The sequence below is a fragment of the Candidatus Profftia tarda genome (genome assembly GCF_904848675.1).
Lineage (GTDB): Bacteria > Pseudomonadota > Gammaproteobacteria > Enterobacterales > Enterobacteriaceae > Profftia > Profftia tarda.
On sequence record NZ_LR890047.1, the window covers coordinates 1,021,028 to 1,042,123 of the forward strand.

Annotated in this window: 11 protein-coding genes and 1 pseudogene; 6 read left to right on the plus strand and 6 right to left on the minus strand. The window is 31.9% G+C overall.

Annotation, left to right across the window (positions count from 1 at the left end; translation table 11 throughout):
• Positions 1–1,069: 1,069 nt before the first annotated feature.
• The 4 genes from queF to lolC form a co-directional block, all read right to left on the minus strand.
• Positions 1,070–1,915: an NADPH-dependent 7-cyano-7-deazaguanine reductase QueF gene (gene queF / locus KTT71_RS02890; protein WP_216782351.1), complete on the minus strand. Its 846-nt coding sequence runs from the start codon at positions 1,913–1,915 to the stop codon at positions 1,070–1,072.
• 703 nt (positions 1,916–2,618) lie between these two features.
• Positions 2,619–3,857, minus strand: a complete 1,239-nt coding sequence (lolE, locus tag KTT71_RS02895; RefSeq protein ID WP_216782352.1) for a lipoprotein-releasing ABC transporter permease subunit LolE — start codon at positions 3,855–3,857, stop codon at positions 2,619–2,621.
• A 13-nt stretch (positions 3,858–3,870) separates the two neighbouring features.
• Positions 3,871–4,575 (minus strand): lipoprotein-releasing ABC transporter ATP-binding protein LolD, encoded by a 705-nt coding sequence (gene lolD / locus KTT71_RS02900; RefSeq protein WP_216782353.1) that lies wholly within the window; start codon positions 4,573–4,575, stop codon positions 3,871–3,873.
• Entirely contained in the window at positions 4,568–5,767 is a 1,200-nt protein-coding gene (lolC, locus tag KTT71_RS02905) for a lipoprotein-releasing ABC transporter permease subunit LolC (protein WP_216782765.1), read from the minus strand. The genes lolD and lolC overlap by 8 nt, the downstream gene beginning before the upstream one ends.
• Positions 5,768–8,246: 2,479 nt before the next feature.
• On the opposite strand from lolC, the gene hfq reads away from it, so the two are divergent.
• The 3 genes from hfq (at position 8,247) to hflC (ending at position 11,685) form a co-directional block, all read left to right on the plus strand.
• Positions 8,247–8,498 carry an RNA chaperone Hfq gene (gene hfq / locus KTT71_RS02910; protein ID WP_216782354.1) on the plus strand — a complete coding sequence of 84 codons (252 nt, stop codon included), beginning with the start codon at positions 8,247–8,249 and terminating at the stop codon, positions 8,496–8,498.
• A gap of 935 nt (positions 8,499–9,433) precedes the next feature.
• Positions 9,434–10,684 (plus strand): FtsH protease activity modulator HflK, encoded by a 1,251-nt coding sequence (gene hflK / locus KTT71_RS02915; protein WP_420885586.1) that lies wholly within the window; start codon positions 9,434–9,436, stop codon positions 10,682–10,684.
• Positions 10,684–11,685 carry a protease modulator HflC gene (gene hflC / locus KTT71_RS02920; protein ID WP_216782355.1) on the plus strand — a complete coding sequence of 334 codons (1,002 nt, stop codon included), beginning with the start codon at positions 10,684–10,686 and terminating at the stop codon, positions 11,683–11,685. The genes hflK and hflC overlap by 1 nt, the downstream gene beginning before the upstream one ends.
• Before the next feature lie 858 nt (positions 11,686–12,543).
• Here the strand turns inward: hflC and gap are convergent.
• Positions 12,544–13,539 carry a type I glyceraldehyde-3-phosphate dehydrogenase gene (gap, locus tag KTT71_RS02925; RefSeq protein WP_216782356.1) on the minus strand — a complete coding sequence of 332 codons (996 nt, stop codon included), beginning with the start codon at positions 13,537–13,539 and terminating at the stop codon, positions 12,544–12,546.
• 635 nt (positions 13,540–14,174) lie between these two features.
• On the opposite strand from gap, the gene KTT71_RS02930 reads away from it, so the two are divergent.
• Together KTT71_RS02930 and KTT71_RS02935 are read left to right on the plus strand one after the other, a co-directional pair.
• Positions 14,175–14,852, plus strand: a complete 678-nt coding sequence (locus KTT71_RS02930) for a Bax inhibitor-1 family protein (protein WP_216782357.1) — start codon at positions 14,175–14,177, stop codon at positions 14,850–14,852.
• Positions 14,853–15,361: 509 nt separating this feature from the next.
• Positions 15,362–16,753 (plus strand): MFS transporter, encoded by a 1,392-nt coding sequence (locus KTT71_RS02935; protein WP_216782358.1) that lies wholly within the window; start codon positions 15,362–15,364, stop codon positions 16,751–16,753.
• A 1,292-nt stretch (positions 16,754–18,045) separates the two neighbouring features.
• Here KTT71_RS02935 and thiI read toward each other — a convergent pair.
• A pseudogene (gene thiI, locus KTT71_RS02940) lies at positions 18,046–19,502 on the minus strand (tRNA uracil 4-sulfurtransferase ThiI).
• A gap of 564 nt (positions 19,503–20,066) precedes the next feature.
• Between thiI and ispA the strand changes: the two are divergent.
• On the plus strand, positions 20,067–20,972 hold the full coding sequence (gene ispA, locus KTT71_RS02945; protein ID WP_216782359.1) for a (2E,6E)-farnesyl diphosphate synthase: 906 nt from the start codon (positions 20,067–20,069) through the stop codon (positions 20,970–20,972).
• Positions 20,973–21,096: the final 124 nt, after the last annotated feature.

Sequence of the window (21,096 nt, forward strand, 5' to 3'; positions counted from 1 at the left end):
AATATTATATTAATCATTTAACCCCATCTAATAATGTTATTAATAATAAAACATAAAAGAGCAATTTTTTCATATCATTATTAAAATACAATTAGAAATTTATAATAAAATATTCTATAGAGATAAATTTTTCCTAATTATTATAGTGATATTTTTGTTATAAGCAACTGTTAGATCTACCTGTTCTTTGAAATAGAGTGAACAACTGTTTTCTTTAGATAGGCACAAAATGTTTAAAGTAACCTAAGCTATTTATCTAACAATTTGCTATACTTCATTTTTTATTTTTATGAATTTAATAAAATAAAAATTAGATTAATAGTACTTTTAGATTACTCATTCAGCCTGAAACTAATTTTTATTTTAAAAAGCATAATAACTATTTTGGGATGATTTCTATATGTCTTAAATCCATATCTATTAGATAACAAAATACTCATTAGTATATTAGATATAATCTATGTTGAATGTAACACTAAAGTCAATCCTCTTAGTAAGATGGATATCAGATAATAATATATAGAAATTTTCTATACATGAACCGTAGAAAGTATTATTTTATATTCATGTTTAAGGGTAATACACAACATATAATGTATGCATACCACAGTTTACCTTAAAATAATAGGATAGCGTTACAGCAAGAATACTTAAAAAATTATCGTACTACTTAATACTTAAGAAGATCTAATAAAAATCTTGATTTACATGGAAGCAGATAGATGCGCAAACTGCAAGCAATCATTGTATTCGCATGTATTCAGATATATGTATTAGTGTACTACTATGAAAATAGTAGTATATCATTTTATTTAACGTCTATGCTATAATATATCTATATTTATAATAATTTATGTTTTTTAAATTAAATTCATTAATCAAATGGATACAATATTTTATATTTAAGTCTCTTTTATAACTAACTTGTTACAAATAATTCAATCTTTTGTTTTATTAGAAATATACTTTATTTAAAGCATTATCTATTATCTTGAATTAATTATATTTTCCTATTTTTAAATATACTTAGATTATAGTTATGTAGATGGATTTCTATATCTAAGAAATCTTACTGGCGGACAAGCCTACCTTTTGGCACGATAAACTTTGTATTTGTACGCCAAGGATTGATGTCAAGACCCCCGCGACGAGTATATCGAGCATATATACTCAGAACTTCAGGATAACAGAAGCGTTGAATATCTCTAAAGATTCGCTCAACGCACTGTTCATGAAAGTCATTATGATGGCGGAAAGCGATCAAATAGCGTAACAGAGCTTCAATATTGATATAGGGACCACGATATCGAATCATTATAGAGCCCCAATCTGGCTGATTTGTAATCGGACAGTTGGACTTTAACAGATGACTTAGTAAAGTTTTTTCAACGACATGAGCCTTGTCAACTGCATTTTTAAGCAGTTCAGAATTAAATTCGTAGTCACTTATTTCAATAGATTGATCATCTATGCATTCACCATTAAATTTTATGACAGGATGTACCTCAGAACTATTTAGAGTCGTCAACTGAACAGTAACTTTGCCTTGAGCGCAATCTGCTAAATCGCGTTGTAACGTATTCTGTACTGCACCCCAATCAGAAAAAATTGTCTGGTTAAAGCTATTCAGGTAAAGCTTAAGGCTTTTAGATTCGATCAAGTTATTACTCCAGGCATCCACCTCGACATATGCAATAGCAACCTGAGGTAAACCTTTGGTATTTAACCATGAAAGCTCGTAAAACGTCCAGATATCACCGCCTTCAAAAGGGAGCTTTTCTAAGGAATATCCTAAAGATTCACGATGAATACTGCGAGAAATTCTCTGGAGTAAGGTTATGTCATATTGATCGTGATACTTAGTGTTTTTGCCAAGGAGTAATCCCTCAAGAGAATCATGATATTGGTATGACATATATACCTACATTGTAAATAAGAGGAGCAAACTAAGAAGATAATTTAGATTTTAATTTAGTGCTATTCACTATTTTATCGAAATATCACTGTAAAAACACATGTATAATTGATGATAATATATACTGGCAAGATTAATTAATCTTATTTGATTGCCTAGATATACATAATAATCATTTGATAGAATAAAAAATTTTAACAAATTGTGTCAGAATGATTATTCTTGTTAATCTTTGTTAAAATTTCACAGTACTATGAATCTTATTAGCTGATATCAAAATATTTATAGATCTGTATTGCAGTGTACAGGACTGGATATGTAAATGTGTAAACCCTATGCCTCTTATTAGTCAATTGCTATTAACAATAATCAGATTATTAGAAGGGTTTTCTGTATACGCATAAAATATATAAAGTTATATTAATCAACCTAATTTCTATGACATAAGATAATGTATAATTATAGTTATACTTAAAGTAATATTTTTTGGGAAATAAAAATTAAAAAAATTACTTAATACTGCTAATATAATCAATTATTTACAATAAACTCAAGATCACTTAGATATTTCTGTTATTTATCTACAGCCTAATACAAGATCTTCAATCTTTGCATATAAAGGTCGCCTATTGAAGGTTATATATACATCCCTTCCTGGTTTTATATCATAATTATGCTAACTAGATGATATTCATCATATTAGTTATAGGATGCGTGCAGGATTAATGCGACTTGCGCTACCTGCTGGATACCAGCTGGAAGCCGCACTCAGAGTAATAGCCATAATAAACACTTTAACAACATCAAGATATTGAAGTTCAGTAGGAAGAAAATTAATGGGATATATATTGCCAGATAGTAAACGATATCCTGTAATTTTTTCTATAAACTTGTAGATATTAGTTAATTGGAATGAAGCTATTATACCTATAATCATGCCGAATAGACTACCCACTATTCCAGATAATAAACCGTACCAAATAAAGATAGATCGTATCAATCGATCTTTAGCACCAAGTGTGATTAACACAGCAATATTGCTACTCTTATCTTTTACAGCTATAACTAAAGTAGAAGCTATATTAAAACAGGATAATCCGATAACCAAGAGCATCGCTAAATATATAATAGCCCGGATCATCTGTATATCACGAAATATGTAACCATAACTTTTTTTCCAAGTGTTAATATAAACATCATTATTGATAACTTTAGCTGCATCAAATAGTATCTTATCAGCCTTGAATACATCATTCACTTTTACGCTTATACCAGTTACACTATCACCTAGATGATTATATTTTTGCCCATCCGTCAAAGGGACTATTGCTAAGCTATGATCTAGCATACCACTAAGTTCTAAGATACCGCTCACATGCAAACGAATTTCTTGGGGCTTTAATAGCTTCATCTGTTTAGAATTATTAGATAATATAACAGTTACCCAATCACCTTTTTGAACGTTTAGCATATCCGCAACACCTTTACCTAATATTACCTGATGTTCACCTCCTCTAAACGTCGACCAAGAATCTCCAATTACATATTGAGACAAAGAAGTAACGTAAGGTTCTTTTTTCGGATTAACTCCGCGAAATTGTACAGAAACTAGTTTGGTTCCACGTTCAATTAACCCAGTAAATGAAACATAAGGCGATACAGCAGCTATACCATTAACTTTAGTGATACAATTTAAGACTTCTTGCCAATCATTGAATGGTTGTTCTGCCGGATAAATTTCTCCATGGGGAACAACTGAAATAATTCGGCTATCTAGTTCTCGCTCAAAACCATTCATAGCACTCAAACCAACGATAAATACAGCAACACCTAAAGCAATACTGATTGTAGATATCATCGCGATTAAAGACAATATGCTACCACGACATCGCCCACGACTGAATCTCAGCCCAATCAGCAAAGATAATGATGAGATAGACATTATTGCGTTCCCATTAAGGAAATATTTTTTCTATATGACCGTCAATCATTTCAAACTGCAGGTTTAGTTTTTTAGCAAAATTCATATCATGTGTCACCACTAAAAATGCAATTCCTTCGCGTACATTTAGCTCGCTCAGCAAATTAATAATTTTATCAGAAGTTCTCATATCTAGATTCCCAGTAGGCTCATCAGCCAATACTAAGGAAGGATTATTTACTAAGGCGCGAGCAATAGCCACTCTCTGACGCTCGCCGCCAGAAAGCTCAGAAGGTCGATGATGGCTTCTTTTAGATAAACCTACTGTATCGAGAATTTCAAATGCTTTTCCCTTAGCTTTATGTTTTGCTAAACCACTAATTAACAAAGGCATCATAACATTTTCTAAAGCACTAAAATCTAGTAACAAATGGTGAAACTGATAGATAAAGCCGAGTTCACGATTACGCAACTCAGCTTTATCGGACAAAGACATTTTGTTGAGCAACTGGCCTTTAAAAAAAACTTCACCAGAAGTTGGAGTATCCAGCCCACCCAGAAGATGCAGAAGTGTGCTCTTGCCAGAACCGGATTGGCCCACAATAGCAATTGTATCACCCTGGTATATGTTAAAGGTGATATCACGGAACACATCAGTATGCAATGTGCCATCAGCATAAGTTTTACACAGATTTCTACATTTCAAAACCTCTTTATTCGAAGAAGCAGGATTACTCATAACGTAAGGCCTCTACAGGATCTATCACAGCAGCTCTATAAGCTGGGTATAAAGTAGAGAGCAGAGACATTAGAGCTGCCAATAAAGTAATTAGTACAACCTGCGAAATACTAATTTGAACTGGTAAAGAACCTCCAGACAACATTTTACTTAAACCAGGTATAAAATTAATTTGACTAGCAAACAGTACTCCAAAGAGAGTACCTAGAAATGCTCCTATAATACCTCTACTTGCACCCTGCAGCATAAAAATAGACATAATCTGTGGATGCGTTAGACCTTGAGTCTGCAAGATGGCGACCTCATTTTTTTTCTCCATAACCAGTATACTAAGTGCAGTAATTATATTAAAAGCAGCAATATCAACGATCAGACTTAAGAGTAACCCAAGTATATTTTTTTCCATCTTTACAGCTTGAAAAAGTTCTCCTTTTAGATCACGCCAATCTTCCCATTTTAAACCTTTCTTGAGATGCTGACTAACTAAATTATCAATCGTTAATGGGCTGTCCATATAAACTCGCCACCCGGTAATGTTACCTAATGGATAGCGCATCAGGCGCGAAGCGTCTTGCTGATTTATGAGTATCTGATATTGGTCAACCTCGCTATCAGCAGAGAATGTGCCCAACACCTTAAATAAACGATGGCTAGGAATACGTCCTGTAGGCGTAAAATAGCTAGCAGCTGGCACAATTATACGAATTTTTTCACCAAGCTTAATACCTAGTTTTCTAGCTAACTGATCTCCTAGAATAGCATTATATTTGCTAGGTTGCAGATCTTGTAAGGTAGCACCATTTATATAAGGAGAAAGTGGATCTTTTGAATCTGGATTAACCCCTAAAATAACTCCTGCTGCTACTCTATAAGAACTTTGCAAGACTGCATTGCATCTAGTAAGTGGTGTAATCCGGTTAACACCAGGAAGATTTTGGAAATCTATAGACAATACTTTTTTAGGATTAATAGATCCTGTTATCGATGTCACTAATGCGTGAGGTATAAATCCAAGAATGTTTTTTTCTAGGTTATGTTCAAATCCATTCATGACGGAAAGCACGATAATTAGCGCCATAACACCAAGCATAATACCTATAGTAGAAAACCAAGAGATAAACCGATAAAAGGAATCTCTGGTTCGTCCGCGCATATAACGCAGACCGATGAATAGTGCTATAGGTTGATACATAATGGTTAATACGTTACTTGTAGGATAAAAGAAAAGATAGATAATACTCATAACGCTTACCGCTTCTGTTAGGGAGCAATATTATCTTCTTTATAGTTTTAATAGACTATCATGATTTTATACAATTTTTATACTATCAGATAGTATTGATCTAATTTTCTAATAATTATCAATATATATTCAATATAATAATATTTATTCAGCTGTATTAACAGCAATAAGTATAGGCAACTTTATCTGAAAATTGATAAAAAGCATTATATCCCAAATACTAATAGAAATATAAAATTCATAGAACATTGAATTTAAAAAATACTTGCAATCAAGAAAAGTATATTTTGCAGACTATATTCGCTGATCAAACTAATTTATTAGTAATTTTGACCCTAAGAAGATTATACCTTTATTTCTTTCTCAACTACTAAAATACTGTAGTTAACCAAAAAGATTATACTATGCGGTTTTCTTTGTGGAATATTATGGCATATTTAATAATAATATAAATAGCTATATTATATTTTTCTGGAATATCATACATATGTTTTTAAAGAATTAATAAATCTAGCATTTTTATCCAACAAAAGTCTTGTTTTTAAAAATATTTTATCTGATCTTTAAATAAACATGTGTCTGCATGAAAGTCATAAGCTGATATATTAATCAAGTAATTTTATGTATTGTTAAAACACAATTATCATACATGATATAATTTATAGCTATCAATAACCCCCAAAATGTCTATTAGGCATCTATAAATAGTCATGAGATCTCCCGCAATATTAATGATATACATCAATTATGTATACATGCATTAGATGAACGATGTTTTTAAGATCGTATTTTTGTTATACTGTCTGCTAGATTAGTAAACCATGTAAATATCCTATTACTTTAATTAGCTAACTTAGAACATTAGCATGGAGCAACGTTTAACATTATTCATATAATTAATAATAGCAGTACTAAGGAGATCGTAGATTTTTGCACTGGAAAACGATGCAGTTGCTTCAACAGCTTGTATCTATAACAACTCTGATAACTAACTGATCTAGTCATACGCTGTATTCACTTCACTCCATATAATACTCTTATTGTAAAGAGCTATAAATGGGTAATCTAAAGTTTTAATACATGACGTAATATAACACCTATAAGATAGGTGTTATTCCTTCTCCTGAGATTCAATAAGCATCTATTTATTGAATAAACATATAAACCACAATATGATAATACTAATGACAGTAGATTTTTAAGAAGTGGATATTTTAGAAATGATTAAACATTTAAAAATACTTAATGATTAATATAAAAATAGTTTGCATTGATGTCCTATCTATATAAGATGATATACAGAAATTATATTATTTAATCAGCCTACTGCTATAGTAGAAAAAAATAATGAATCTAAAAGTAGTGCGATATCTAAAATATCCAGGATCAATATCAAGTTTTTAAATATTTCTAGACTGGCATATAGTAGTACTACAAGGAGTAATAGATAGATGTAAACTCTTGTCAAAGAAAAAGTTATATCTATAGATTGTTCAAATATTAAGCAATACTATTAAAAATAGTATATCTCTACTAATTACTAATTTTTATTTTATAAATATAATAAACTAATCTCTTAATGAAATACTATATTTTATATTAGAAATTCACTTAAACATGAGAATATAGTTGTAATATTTGTATTATACTGATCTTGAACCCAATTACATCATGACAGAAAGTGTGCGCGACTATATTTGATAATATAGTTATATTATATGATTCCTCAGATTGAATCAGATTAATAACATCTAGTTACTAAAATTTATTATTGATTGAGCTTAATTCAATAAATAGAACGTCAGACTAATCACCTAATAATAAGAGCATTTTCAGGATAACACCCAATAGGAGTAAATAAAATTACTACTTAGTTCTTACTATAAGTAAATCTTTTTTAATACAGATTACTGTTAGTATGATGTCACATCAGATTCACTATATCATACCTGCAACCCAAAATAACAATAGAGATCTTGTAGTATAATGACCTGACAAAGCAATCATAATATAACTCTAATTATAAAATATATATTTTGCTTCTAATGTAAGTAAAGAAGATGATTTAATATAGTAAATTTTAAGACCAAACTTCTTATATAGTTTCATGCACTAGTCAGTCATGTTGCAAACTCAGACGGATCTTGATAAGACTACGTCTGGGTTTGCTTCTTGTAAGTAGAGTAATCACTAGTGTATTCCTAAATTAATTCTATATAATTAGGCTTATTATTTTATGGTAAGACCTATAGATCTTGAATCAGGTAAATGCGCAATACATATGCTGATAATAAGTAAATTTTAGGCATGTTGCCTGCAGCGAAGATTATTTATTTGATAATACGCAGTAAAATTTTATGAACTTTATTTTAATGAGAAATAATAGAATGCTTGGTAACAAGCAACTACCAAATAAGGAAACAATAGAATGGCTAAGGGACAATCTTTACAAGACCCGTTACTCAACGTACTGCGTCGTGAACGTATCCCTGTTTCGATCTATTTAGTAAATGGTATCAAGCTGCAAGGACAGATTGAATCTTTTGATCAATTTGTGATTCTGTTGAAAAATAATGTTAGCCAATTGGTTTATAAACATGCAATTTCTACGGTTGTTCCGTCTCGTCCTATTTCTCATTATGGGAGTAATTCCGAAAATATAGGAAGTAATAATCATTAATCTCATCTAACATATATTTCAGATACTACTATAGCTAAATAAAACTTCACTGTTTGCTTGTTCCTTGGTATCAGAAATTTTCAATAAGATCTTATTGTGGGTGATTTTTCGTGTTATTAGCGAACGATTTGTCAAAAATAATTTAACGCTTGTTTGAGCGTTAAGCAGATAGTAACATTATCTATTTTGGTTTGGCATGCATTTTAATAAAACAGAGGTATTCTACATCTTAAGATCTATTGAATAAAATTTTTAAAAGACTTTTATGTAGATAAAAATTTTAATAAAATTGAAAATCACGAGTTCTAAATATTCTTTTGAACGAATGGTTCTCTGTTGCTCATGTCATAGAAAGAATCAACAGCGTGTCGTTCTTCGTTTATTATCTCTAATCATATTTAATAGGATAGTTATATTAAACATAATATGCATCTGATGTAAATTTTAATAAAATGTCACTGACAAAATTAATAATATATCAAATACAATAAAAATCAATGGCAGACCTTTAGTGTTTAAAATACAAGCATTGTATATGCTGAATTATTTTAAGTTTTACATCGTAATATAGCGATGATTGTTTAAATATCCAAAGATATATTCTATAAAATTAAGTAGAATTTACTTTTTATTCTCGCGCTTGATAATACACTGTTATAGAACACATAGCTAAAATAAAAGTTACAATAATTTTAACTACACTACAAATTTTAACTACACTACATAAGTATCTTATATAAGAATTTTTGATATTAGAAAATAGAAAAGAAGATTTATAAATAACATTACGGTATTAAAAATATAATATTAATAATAAATTGATATAAATTATATAAATACCTTATCAATAAATAATACTATTTAAGAAACATTGTTTAATGTCGGATACCACAAGAAGATTTAATAATACCCATGATGAAAGAATGGAGCAAAAAATGGTGCTGAAGCATCCTAGCAATAACGAACAGGACCGCGACCCTTGGGGGCATAGAAGAACTAATACCGATAAATCCAGGGAGCACAGTAATAAAAGTAATCGAGGTCAGAGTCCACCAGATTTAGATGAAATCTTTCGTAACATAAGCAAAAAAATAAGTAGGATGTGCGGTAAAGGCACGAGTTCTATTAATACGTCACAAACACGAACTCCTATAAATAACACTGTTATAATCTGTTCTATTGCAGCCTGCGTACTAATTTGGGCTGCTAGCGGTTTATATACAATTAAAGAAGCTGAACGTGGAGTAGTGATAAGCTTTGGAAAATTTAATCATCTAGTACAACCAGGGTTAAATTGGAAACTAAATTTTATTGATGAAGTCACGCCAGTCAACGTAGAATCAGTACGTGAACTAGCAGCTTCTGGGGTAATGCTAACTTCTGATGAGAATGTGGTACGAGTTGAGATGAATGTGCAGTACCGCGTAACTCAGCCAGAAGCATACTTATTTAACGTTACTAATGCTGATGATAGCCTGCGCCAAGCAACTGACAGTGCTCTACGTGCAGTAATTGGCAAATATTCAATGGATAAAATTCTTACCGAAGGACGCACTATTATTCGTACGGATACTCATACAGTCCTTGAAGAAACCATAAAACCTTATAATATGGGAATCACTCTATTAGATGTCAACTTTCAGACAGCACGTCCGCCAGAAGAAGTTAAAGCAGCATTTGACGATGCTATAGCAGCACGCGAAAACGAACAACAATATATCCGTGAAGCAGAAGCTTACAGTAATGAAGTACAACCACGTGCTAACGGTCAGGCACAGCGTATTCTTGAAAATGCGCGGGCTTACAAAGATCGTACTATCTTGGAAGCACAGGGTGAAGTAGGTCGTTTTATACGGCTATTACCTGAATACAGGTTATCTCCGGAATTCATGCGTGAACGCATGTACTTAGAAACGATGGAACATATATTAAGAAGTAGCCGTAAATTGCTAATTGATAACAAAAGCAATCAATTAATGGTCTTGCCTATAGACAAACTAATTCGGAAAGACCAAATAAATCAGCACTCTAAATCTAACAATCGTGATACTGGCCTCATTCCATTAGACTCAACATCTCACAGGAATGCTAAGAGATCCAGTGATGGATATGTGAATAATAACATGATAGACCAACGTCGAGCAAATGCCCAGCGTAATACTAATCGAAAAGGAGAGAATAACTAATGCGTAAGTCTTTATTACTCGTTCTGATTATCAGTCTACTTATCTTATATACATCGCTTTTTGTGGTTACTGAGGGCCATCGTGGCATTGCAATGTGTTTCGGTAAAGTTCTGCGTGATGATAATGCTACACCTTTGGTTTACTCTCCCGGTCCTCATCTTAAAATACCATTGATACAGTCTATTAAAATGCTTGACGCTCGCATACAGACTATGGAGAACCAAGCGGATCGATTTGTCACCAAAGAGAAGAAAGATCTGATCGTTGACTCTTACATCAAATGGCGCATTAGTGATTTCAGCCGTTACTATTTAGCAACTGGTGGAGGAGATATTGCTCAAGCTGAGGTGCTATTAAAGCGCAAATTTAGTGATCGTCTACGCTCTGAAATAGGACGACTAGATATTCAAGATATTGTTACAGACTCACGTGGTAAGCTTATGAAAGATGTACGTGATGCTTTAAATAATGGCACGGTAGATCACAATAGTGTAAGTGATTCAGATGATGCAATTGCTAACTTTATTAAACATGTTGAAAATAAAAACATAGATAAACAAATAATCGCAAACTCTAACAGCATGAATGCTCTTGGTATTGAAGTTGTAGATGTTCGCATCAAGCAAATCAATCTACCCTCTGAAGTTTCTGATGCAATTTATAAGCGTATGCGAGCAGAGCGTGAAGCCGTAGCCCGTCGTCACCGTTCACAAGGTCAGGAAGAAGCTGAAAAATTACGTGCTACTTCTGACTATGAAGTAACGCATACACTAGCTGAAGCGGAACGTCATGGGCGCATTACTCGTGGTGAAGGTGATGCGGAGACCGCAAAACTATTTGCTAATGCTTTTAGACAAGATCCAGAATTCTTTACGTTTATACGAAGCCTTAAAGCCTACGAAAACAGCTTTCAAAATGGTGAAGATATTATGGTTCTTAGTCCAGATAATGATTTTTTTAAATACATGAAATCATCGAATGGCAATAAAACTACTAAATAATACTTATCCGAAGCATAAAATATATTATTACAGCAGATTTCTCATAGTAAATTCTCATAAACCCGTTATTTTAAATTAATTATTTTAATAATACATCAAATATTATAGACATATAACTCCCTCTCTAAATATTTAAGTAAATGAAAAATCAAGTAATCTCCTGAAATATTTTATTAGAGTCAACTTCTTGCTAGCATGAGTATAGATACAGGATTCGTAATCATTTTATATACTTTATTAAGAATAAGGAAATACATCAAAATTCTTAGCTTCACACGATATACATGCAAGATAAACATAGTAAAACTGTAAAATATGTATTAATTAATAATGTTCTTACCTAGGAGCAATATAGTGATCACCTGTCAATGACAACTATGCACAATGCTACAAGAAGTTTTATCTAAGATAATTTTATCTAAAAAAGAATAATATCATTAGGAAAATCAAATTTTGTAGCAATGGAAATATATATAAGCTATTAGTTAGCTAAGATAATAATAATATTTTAATTATATATTATAGTTATTATTGCTGGTTTGTTAAAGAAGGTACTTCTTTTAAGGAAGAGAAATTTTAAATCAGCCAAATTAATTAAATCAAACTAATATAATATTAAAAATATTAATATGCCATTACTAAATAACCTAAATTAGCAGGAGCATACTATCCTCATTTATTAAATAAATGTATCGCTTATATATAAGAATGAAGGCTTCATATTAGTCATATAAAATTGAATTGTAATAGTTCAGCTATCTTCATCAAGTAGTTTTTTCTTTTATATCGAATGATTATTATCAAAGAAATTAAAAACATAATGGGCAAAATCAGGCCCATTATGTTTTTAAAAATATATTATCTAGAAATAAGAGCGATCAGATCTAACACTTTATTTGAATAACCAGTTTCATTATCGTACCAAGAAATAAGTTTAACAAAGTTATTGTTTAGAGGTATACCAGCTTTAGCATCAAATACCGAAGTACAGCTCTCGCCATTGAAGTCATTAGAAACAACATCATCTTCAGTATAGCCTAAAATACCTTTCAGCTCTCTTGCTGCAGCTGTTTTCATTGCTTCACAAATATCTTTATAAGAGCATGGTTTTTCTAAGCGCGCAGTAAGATCAACTACAGAAACATTTGGTGTAGGCACGCGGAATGCCATACCAGTTATTTTACCATTTAATGCTGGGATTACCTTGGAAACTGCTTGAGCAGCTCCTGTAGAAGAAGGTATAATATTTTGCAATACCCCTCGGCCACCACGCCAGTCTTTATGAGAAGCACTATCAACAGTTTTCTGAGTAGCTGTAGTGGCGTGAACAGTAGTCATCAGCGCTTCGCTAATACCGAAATTATCGTTGAGTACTTTAGCCAAAGGAGCTAAACAGTTAGTAGTGCAGGAAGCGTTAGAGACAATGTCTTGACCCGCGTAAGTTTTATCATTTACACCAATAACAAACATTGGGGTATTATCCTTTGGAGGACCAGTAAGAACTACTTTCTTAGCCCCGGCATCTATATGCTTACGTGCATCATAATCAGTAAGAAATAACCCAGTAGCTTCAGCAATAACGTCAGCTTTAACTGCATTCCAATTTAAATTAGCAGGATCTCGTTCCGAGGTCACACGGATAGTTTTTCCATTAACCACTAGATCACCATCTTTAGCTTCAATCATACCATTAAAACGACCGTGAGTAGAGTCGTACTTAAGCATGTAAGCCATATATTGATTATCTGATAGATCGTTAATTCCAACTATTTCTATGTCAGATCTTTCTTGAGCAGCCCGAAAGACAATACGACCTATACGGCCAAAACCATTTATACCTACTTTAATAGTCATATATTCCACCAGCTTATATTAATGATAAAAATATTTCTGTAAAATTATAAAAATTTATAAGCCCTTGCAGGACTTGATATTGCTCGATTTCATAAATTTATATAAACTAAAGAAAAATAAATAATAAGAGCAATTATAGACAAACAACTTTTAAAATTATATCAAATACTAATCTAAATCTGTAGATGGTTTATTAGCTTCTTTTGCTATTATCAAAAATATTTTTGCGTCCATACTATTAAGATTTAACAATTTAGGTATTCTATTGCATATCTTATTATACATATAGATAATCACAAAGTATTTAAGCATATGCATATAGGCAATAGTAGATTCATGCAGAATGCAGGGAGAAATAATCTTTTAATACAATAAATACTTGACTTTATATAAAGCTATATGAATATACAAAACTTTGAGTTAAACTGTAATCAGCAGAAGTCTTGATGGTTTTAAATTTATTTTATTCTATTTAATATATTATAACTCTACATCAGAGATGTAATAAAAAAATTTTTTAAAACTGTTATTTTTTTTAAATTAAGAAGAATAAAATATATCGCATATATGACTAATTTAGACTATAATTTTTATATTAATTGTTTCCTTTAATTACTTGCAGAAGAGAAAATTCTATGAGCCGTATTGTTCTTTCACGTTCTTCTTCATCTTCCCGCAATACTTTGTCACTGAGCACAAATAAAGTACTGCGGAATACCTACCTATTGTTAGCGCTCACGCTAACATTTTCAGCATTAGTTGCCACTGCAAGTACCGTTTTCATGATGCCAGCACCCGGCTTGTTAATAATGCTGTTAGGATACTATGGTTTGATGTTCCTAACCTATAGATTATCTGATCGGCCAGAAGGTATTATAGCAGTATTAGCTCTAACAGGATTTATGGGTTATACTCTTGGTCCTATTCTTAGCTCATTTATAAGTCACAATGCTGGCGATTTAATAATGTTAGCATTAGGCGGCACAGCTACTGTATTCTTCTGCTGCTCGTTTTATGTACTCACTACTCAAAAAGACATGTCTTTCCTATCTGGCATGATGATGGCCGGTTTTGTTGTTGTACTAATGGCGGTTATTGCAAATTTATTTTTACAAATCCCAGCTCTATCACTAGCTATTAGTGCGTTATTCGTACTATTTTCTACTGGAGCCATCCTCCTGGAAACTAGTAATATTATTCATGGAGGTGAAACTAACTATATACGCGCTACTGTTAGCCTATATGCTTCTCTATACAATATTTTTATAAGCTTATTAAATATTTTAGGTGTAACACGCAGTGATGAATTATAGTAGAGATTTTTGCTAAAATCTTATAGGGTGCTATAATTTATGGGATATTTATTGCTGTAATTAATATATTTATAACTTGTTTAAGATATGATATTTATGAAAATATCTATCCTGACATTTTTTATATGAGACGATTTACTCTTGGCATGAGAGAACATTATATCTCATGCCAAGAGTTTAATACTGACATGAATAATACATTACTATGCACTATAACAGTAAATATTAAATAATTGAAAATAACTAGAACTTCTAAAGTACATTAATATATTTTAGGATGTACTCTAATATTTAGATATATCAATTTAGTCTAGAGAGCCCCAAATAACTGATTAAAAGAATTGGCCCGTTTCAGCACTGGTTGTAAAAATAAGCTAATTATTAATATATTTCTTCAAGAAATATTTTGAAATCTTTTTATATTAACTACATGATAGTTCAGTAAAATAATATCTAATAATTCTCTCAATACAGCGCAAAAGTGGTTTATAATAGACATTGAGGTTGCAATGATTGATGTTCGGATGACATCAGAAGAACGCAAAGCCATATGGGGACTAGGAACTGTATTCTCACTAAGAATGCTTGGAATGTTTATGGTTTTACCCGTGCTTAATACTTATGGTGCATCATTAGTTGGATCCTCAAAAACCTTAATTGGTGTCGCAATTGGTATTTATGGTTTGACGCAAGCTATTTTTCAGATTCCTTTTGGTTTATTTTCAGATTATATCGGACGTAAACCATTAATCATATATGGTCTTATTATTTTCGCCTTAGGTAGTTCTCTTGCCGCAATGACAAATTCTATTTGGGGGGTTATTATCGGGAGATGCCTGCAGGGATCTGGAGCTATCTCATCTCCGATCATGGCACTATTATCAGATCTTACTCGAGAGCAGAATCGAGCAAGGGCAATGGCTTATATTGGAATGAGCCTTGGATTGACTTTTGCTATATCTATGGTTTTTGGTCCTATTATTGCTCGTGCTATTGGCCTATCTGGACTCTTCTGGATTATTGCTCTGCTAGCAGTGGGTGGGCTGATTATTACGACTTTCTTTATTCCTGAAGCTAAGCAACACATATTAAATCGTGATTCTAACATAGTGAAAGGAAGATTTAGTATAGTACTAGCTAACAGTCGATTACTTCCGATCAACCTTGGAATTATGTTTTTACATATCTTATTAATATCAAGCTTTGTCGTTCTTCCGCCACTTATGGAAAATGCTGGATTAGCGCACGAAAATCAGTGGAAAGTATATTTATTCATCATGATAATCTCATTATCCTGTGTAGTTCCTTGTGTGATTTATGCAGAAAAACACCATCAGATAAAACGTGTATTTCAGATTTGCGTTATTTTAATGCTTATTGCTGAGATTATATTTTGGTGCTCAGGTTTAAGCCTGTACAGTATTTTCTTCGGTATGTTGATATTCTTTATTGCTTTTAACATTCTAGAAGCACTTCTGCCTTCTCTTGTCAGTAAAGAATCACCCACTGGCCATAAAGGTACAGCCATGGGAGTGTATTCAACCAGTCAGTTTATTGGTGTCGCCATTGGAGGTAGTCTTGGAGGGCTCTTGTATGCACATGTCGGAGTATATGGAGTGTTCAGCAGTTGTGCAGTCCTAGCCATCATTTGGCTAGCATTAATTCTTAAGATGAAAGATCCTCCCTACCTTAGCAGCATACGAATTATTATTCCAGATCGAATAAGAGCAACATATTGGCTAGAAAATAAAATTAAAAATTTATGCGGAGTATCAGATGTTGTTCTGATTCCACAAGAAAAGACGGCATATATAAAAATAGACTCTCAAGTTATAGACCGTGAGCAAATAGAGTCTTTTCTAGAAACACAAGACTCTGAGAAGTCAGATAATAAATTTTGATAAAAATACAAATACACTAATTTCAGCTAATCTTTATCTATTAAAATAGATTTATCATTTTAGACATCTCAAGCATTTTAATGGTTTTTATAGATCAATAAATTTTTACTAAAATAAGATATTTTTTACTTTCTATAGATTAATAATATCGTAAGATACCTAAGATACTGCAAGCAAAAACCTATATTAGGTAAATATTTGATCTATTTGAAAACAAGTTTATGACTACTCTTTAGTAGATCCGCTTAAAATAAAAGTAATATCTTTTATATTTTATTAATAATTTTAATCTGATAGAACAAGATATTATCAATATAATACTCTAGCTACTAAGAAAATCTTCAAAACAAGGAGAGGACTTAGATCGCAAGAATAGTATACTTAAGCAAGATCAATAATCTATGCCCTCTCATAATCTATCCTCACAGAAGATATATAGGATAATACTTTAATAAGGATCATCATAGAACTAGTAGTTTATCTGTAAATACGTAATAATATAAATAAATGAAGCACAAAACATATAAACAATATAACAGACAAGAATCATCTATCTCTTTTATATTAAATATAATACTTAGTTCTAGAAATTATTATAACTAAAAATTTCACGTCGATCATTTTAGGAATGACTAGTAAAATATTTTAAGATTATCAAAAAAATGTACTTTAGTATAAAAGTAACACAGAGTCTTTCTGTTTATGCATTGCATAGACTTTTCTAATAAAATATATGATCTTAGATTTATACCATTTATTATAGACATTTGTAGAATGACATATTAATAACATTATTATATGCAAATCTTTATTATTGCACTTATAATCTTTCGCTCTATTTTGTTATAAACTATAAAATACTTCAGAACCAATACAAATAAAATATTTTTGTCACAGCTATGATAAGCTTAATAGATTTTTATCTTATGATAAAAAGTAAGACCTACACGGAAATTATCTTATATAGCTATACTTTAGGTTAAGCCTATTAAATCAAGTAATTAACTCACAAGACAATATTCTTAAATAGATATGTGCTCATGTATATCTAAATTAAAAATTTTTAGATATTTTATTTCTTAATAATTGATCCATTCTCTTCACGGTAATGCTCAGATCTAATAGAATTATTACCTGAATATTAGTAATATATCTCAAGTCGATTTTGAACACATAATAAAATATCAATAATAATACAAAGTATCCTTGCTCAATATATGGTATTATTATTAATAGCAAACTAACTAGCATTTTATTTTCTAAGGAGGATAAGGTATAAATATGTTATAAAATTATGGGTAATATACACTAACGTTATTATAACCTCTCTCCTTTAGATATAAAACTTGAATACGGCTCATAACTCCGCTATTGCAGTACAATAAATAGTGAACACTCTGATCTAGATTACTGAATTGGCTAGCTATTTTATAAAAAGGCAAGCTTATAACTTTTAACCCTTTAATATTTAAAGGACTTTTTTCCTGAAAATCAATAGAACGTATATCCAATACTAACTCATCACCTCTTAATACCCTAAAAGATTGAGTACTAACAACCAATTGAAGATTTGTTTTTATAAATTTTCCTAAATCCATGCTTCTCGAATCAGTAATCACACTTTTTAGGATATTAAAATCAAAGTCATTTTCTTCAGATTCAATGTGAGAGCGAACGCCTTTTATAGTAGGACGTTCCGAAAAAACACTACAGAACTCAGGCATGTTTTTAACTAAGTTTTCAGTACCAATATCACGTGCCATGCTAACGATATCTTCTTTATCATGAGAAATTAACGGGCGCAATATCAGCATATTAGTGACGTGATCAATTAAATGTAAATTACTTAATGTCTGACTAGAAACTTGTCCGAGGGATTCACCAGTAATTAGAGCTTGACAGCTATATTTCTCAGCCAATATTGCAGCGGCACGAACCATCATACGTTTAAGGATAATGCCCTTATGACCGTATTTTATCTTTTCTTGGATCTCCGAGACAATAGGAGCTAAATCAATAACTAGAAAACGTACTCTATGGGAGCTACCAAAACGATCCCAAAGGTAGCATGCAACCTGCTTTACAACAATTTCGTGCGCAAATCCACCCAGATTAAAAAAGCAGTAATGTACGCGGCAGCCGCGTCGCATTAACATATAGCTAGAAACACTAGAATCAAAACCACCAGAAATCAGAGAAAGCACATCTTCCTGAGTACCTATCGGGTAACCACCCAATCCTTTATGACGACTTTGAATTAATAATAGACGATCGTTCTGAATTTCTAAATTTATAGTAATCTGAGGATTACACAGGCTAACACTAGTACCTTCAATCTGATTCTTGAGTCCGGCACCAACGTAATTCTCTATTTCCATTGAGCTAAATGTATGAGTACCGCGACGCTTTACACGCACACAAAAACTTTTACCTTTTAGTGTGTCTTTATACAAACTATAGGTCTGTTCGAATATGTTATAGATATCTGTATATGAACAGTCGTCAACCTCTAAGATATGATGGATCCCTGGAATCATAGTTAAAATATTTTGAAGATCTTCAGTTAATATATCCTCTGTAGGACAGACTTCTATATGATCCCAATAACGTAAGATAGCTACTGCAATATTTTTTTTTTTAAAATATTTCGGATATTACTAGTCAGTATTCTAATAAAGCGCAAACGAACTGATTCGCTTTTAATAGTTATTTCTGGGAATAATTTAACAATAAACTTTGTAGTAGCCATCGTATTCTCTTCGTGATATCATTTAATCATAAAACTCTTAGTAAGCAGGTCAAGAGTTAATTGCTGCATACATGCAAGATAATATCTTTATTAGCATGTAGTATATAATATCCAATATACTATGCGGTACCAGAAATTTAAAACACAATATAAAGAACAAATATATCCTACTAAATAATCTAAGATGGAGTATGATCTCATGAGACTAATTTAAAAAATCTGCAATTTGCCAAATACTAAATAATCCACTAATCTAGCCAGCATATCATTAATAAGATAATATTAATTAGCTAAGACCTAAGAAATATTATATAGCAAAAGTATCTGCAATGTTTATTCTTGCGTTAATCATTGCGTAATATGGTATAGATAATACGTGTTATATCATTCAATTGGCCTCCATGAAATACATGTATCAATTAATCAAGTACACATGAAAAACAATATATCTCGCACGAAAATCATGATAACAGCATAACATACTTCATACACTTCCTCATCAATAAGCACAAGGATACCAAGCCTTTTATCTTCGTCCTTATTAATGAAGATTAAGAATAAAACATGTTTTTTTTTGAACAGTTGTACCAAAACTATCATAAGCGCGTTGATGCAGCGCTCATTCAATACATAGATCGTTTACCGTTTGCAGATAGCATACTTGTTGCAGCAATGCGAGATGGTGCTCTATTGGGCGGGAAACGACTACGCCCTTACCTCGTATATGCGACTGGACAGATGTTTGGTGTGACACTAGATATTCTAGATGCACCCGCTGCGGCAGTAGAATGTATTCACGCTTATTCATTAATGCATGATGATCTTCCTGCTATGGATGATGACCATCTGCGCCGTGGTCAGCCAACAACTCACGTAAAATTCGGAGAAGCATATGCAATTTTAGCCGGCGACGCTTTTCAAAGTCTTGCTTTCTCTATTCTGGCTGACAGCCCAATGCCATCATTATCAAATGCATATAGACTGACCATGTTGAGCGAACTAGCCCAAGCTAGTGGTGTTGCTGGAATGTGCATTGGTCAAGCTTTAGACTTAGAAGCAGAAGGGAAAGATATAGATGTACCAGTGCTAGAGCAAATTTATAATTATAAAACTGGGGCATTAATTCGCTGCGCGATCCGCATGGGTGCATTGGCATCAGGGAGACATGGGCGAAATGCAATCCCTTTGCTAGACAAATATGCGGTAGCTATTGGTCTAGCTTTTCAGGTACAGGACGATATTTTAAACGTGATTGGAGATAGCACAAAAACCGGAAAACCACAGGGTTCAGACAGAGACATGAGAAAAAGTACATACCCTGCCCTTTGTGGTCTCCAAAAAGCACATAATAAAACGCAGTCTCTGTACAAAGAGGCAATTCATATTCTTGCAGAACTGGAGAGATGCTTTAGAATAAACACAATGTCCTTAAAATCTTTAACTAGTTTTATTATTGAACGCGATACCTAAGAAAATACCAATAATTAATTAACTCTAAAATATAATGTATATCATAAAGTTCCTATATCAATATATAGTAACTTTATCAGTATCCACTTAAGTGTAAATTACATAGAATATACAGCATAGCACA

What these genes read in the sequence shown, in the direction of transcription:
- queF (WP_216782351.1), bottom strand. Translation starts at nt 1,915, where the DNA reads ATGTCATACCAATATCATGATTCTCTTGAGGGATTACTCCTTGGCAAA.
- lolE (WP_216782352.1), bottom strand. Translation starts at nt 3,857, where the DNA reads ATGTCTATCTCATCATTATCTTTGCTGATTGGGCTGAGATTCAGTCGT.
- lolD (WP_216782353.1), bottom strand. Translation starts at nt 4,575, where the DNA reads ATGAGTAATCCTGCTTCTTCGAATAAAGAGGTTTTGAAATGTAGAAAT.
- lolC (WP_216782765.1), bottom strand. Translation starts at nt 5,767, where the DNA reads ATGTATCAACCTATAGCACTATTCATCGGTCTGCGTTATATGCGCGGA.
- hfq (WP_216782354.1), top strand. Translation starts at nt 8,247, where the DNA reads ATGGCTAAGGGACAATCTTTACAAGACCCGTTACTCAACGTACTGCGT.
- hflK (WP_420885586.1), top strand. Translation starts at nt 9,434, where the DNA reads ATGGTGCTGAAGCATCCTAGCAATAACGAACAGGACCGCGACCCTTGG.
- hflC (WP_216782355.1), top strand. Translation starts at nt 10,684, where the DNA reads ATGCGTAAGTCTTTATTACTCGTTCTGATTATCAGTCTACTTATCTTA.
- gap (WP_216782356.1), bottom strand. Translation starts at nt 13,539, where the DNA reads ATGACTATTAAAGTAGGTATAAATGGTTTTGGCCGTATAGGTCGTATT.
- KTT71_RS02930 (WP_216782357.1), top strand. Translation starts at nt 14,175, where the DNA reads ATGAGCCGTATTGTTCTTTCACGTTCTTCTTCATCTTCCCGCAATACT.
- KTT71_RS02935 (WP_216782358.1), top strand. Translation starts at nt 15,362, where the DNA reads ATGATTGATGTTCGGATGACATCAGAAGAACGCAAAGCCATATGGGGA.
- ispA (WP_216782359.1), top strand. Translation starts at nt 20,067, where the DNA reads ATGTTTTTTTTTGAACAGTTGTACCAAAACTATCATAAGCGCGTTGAT.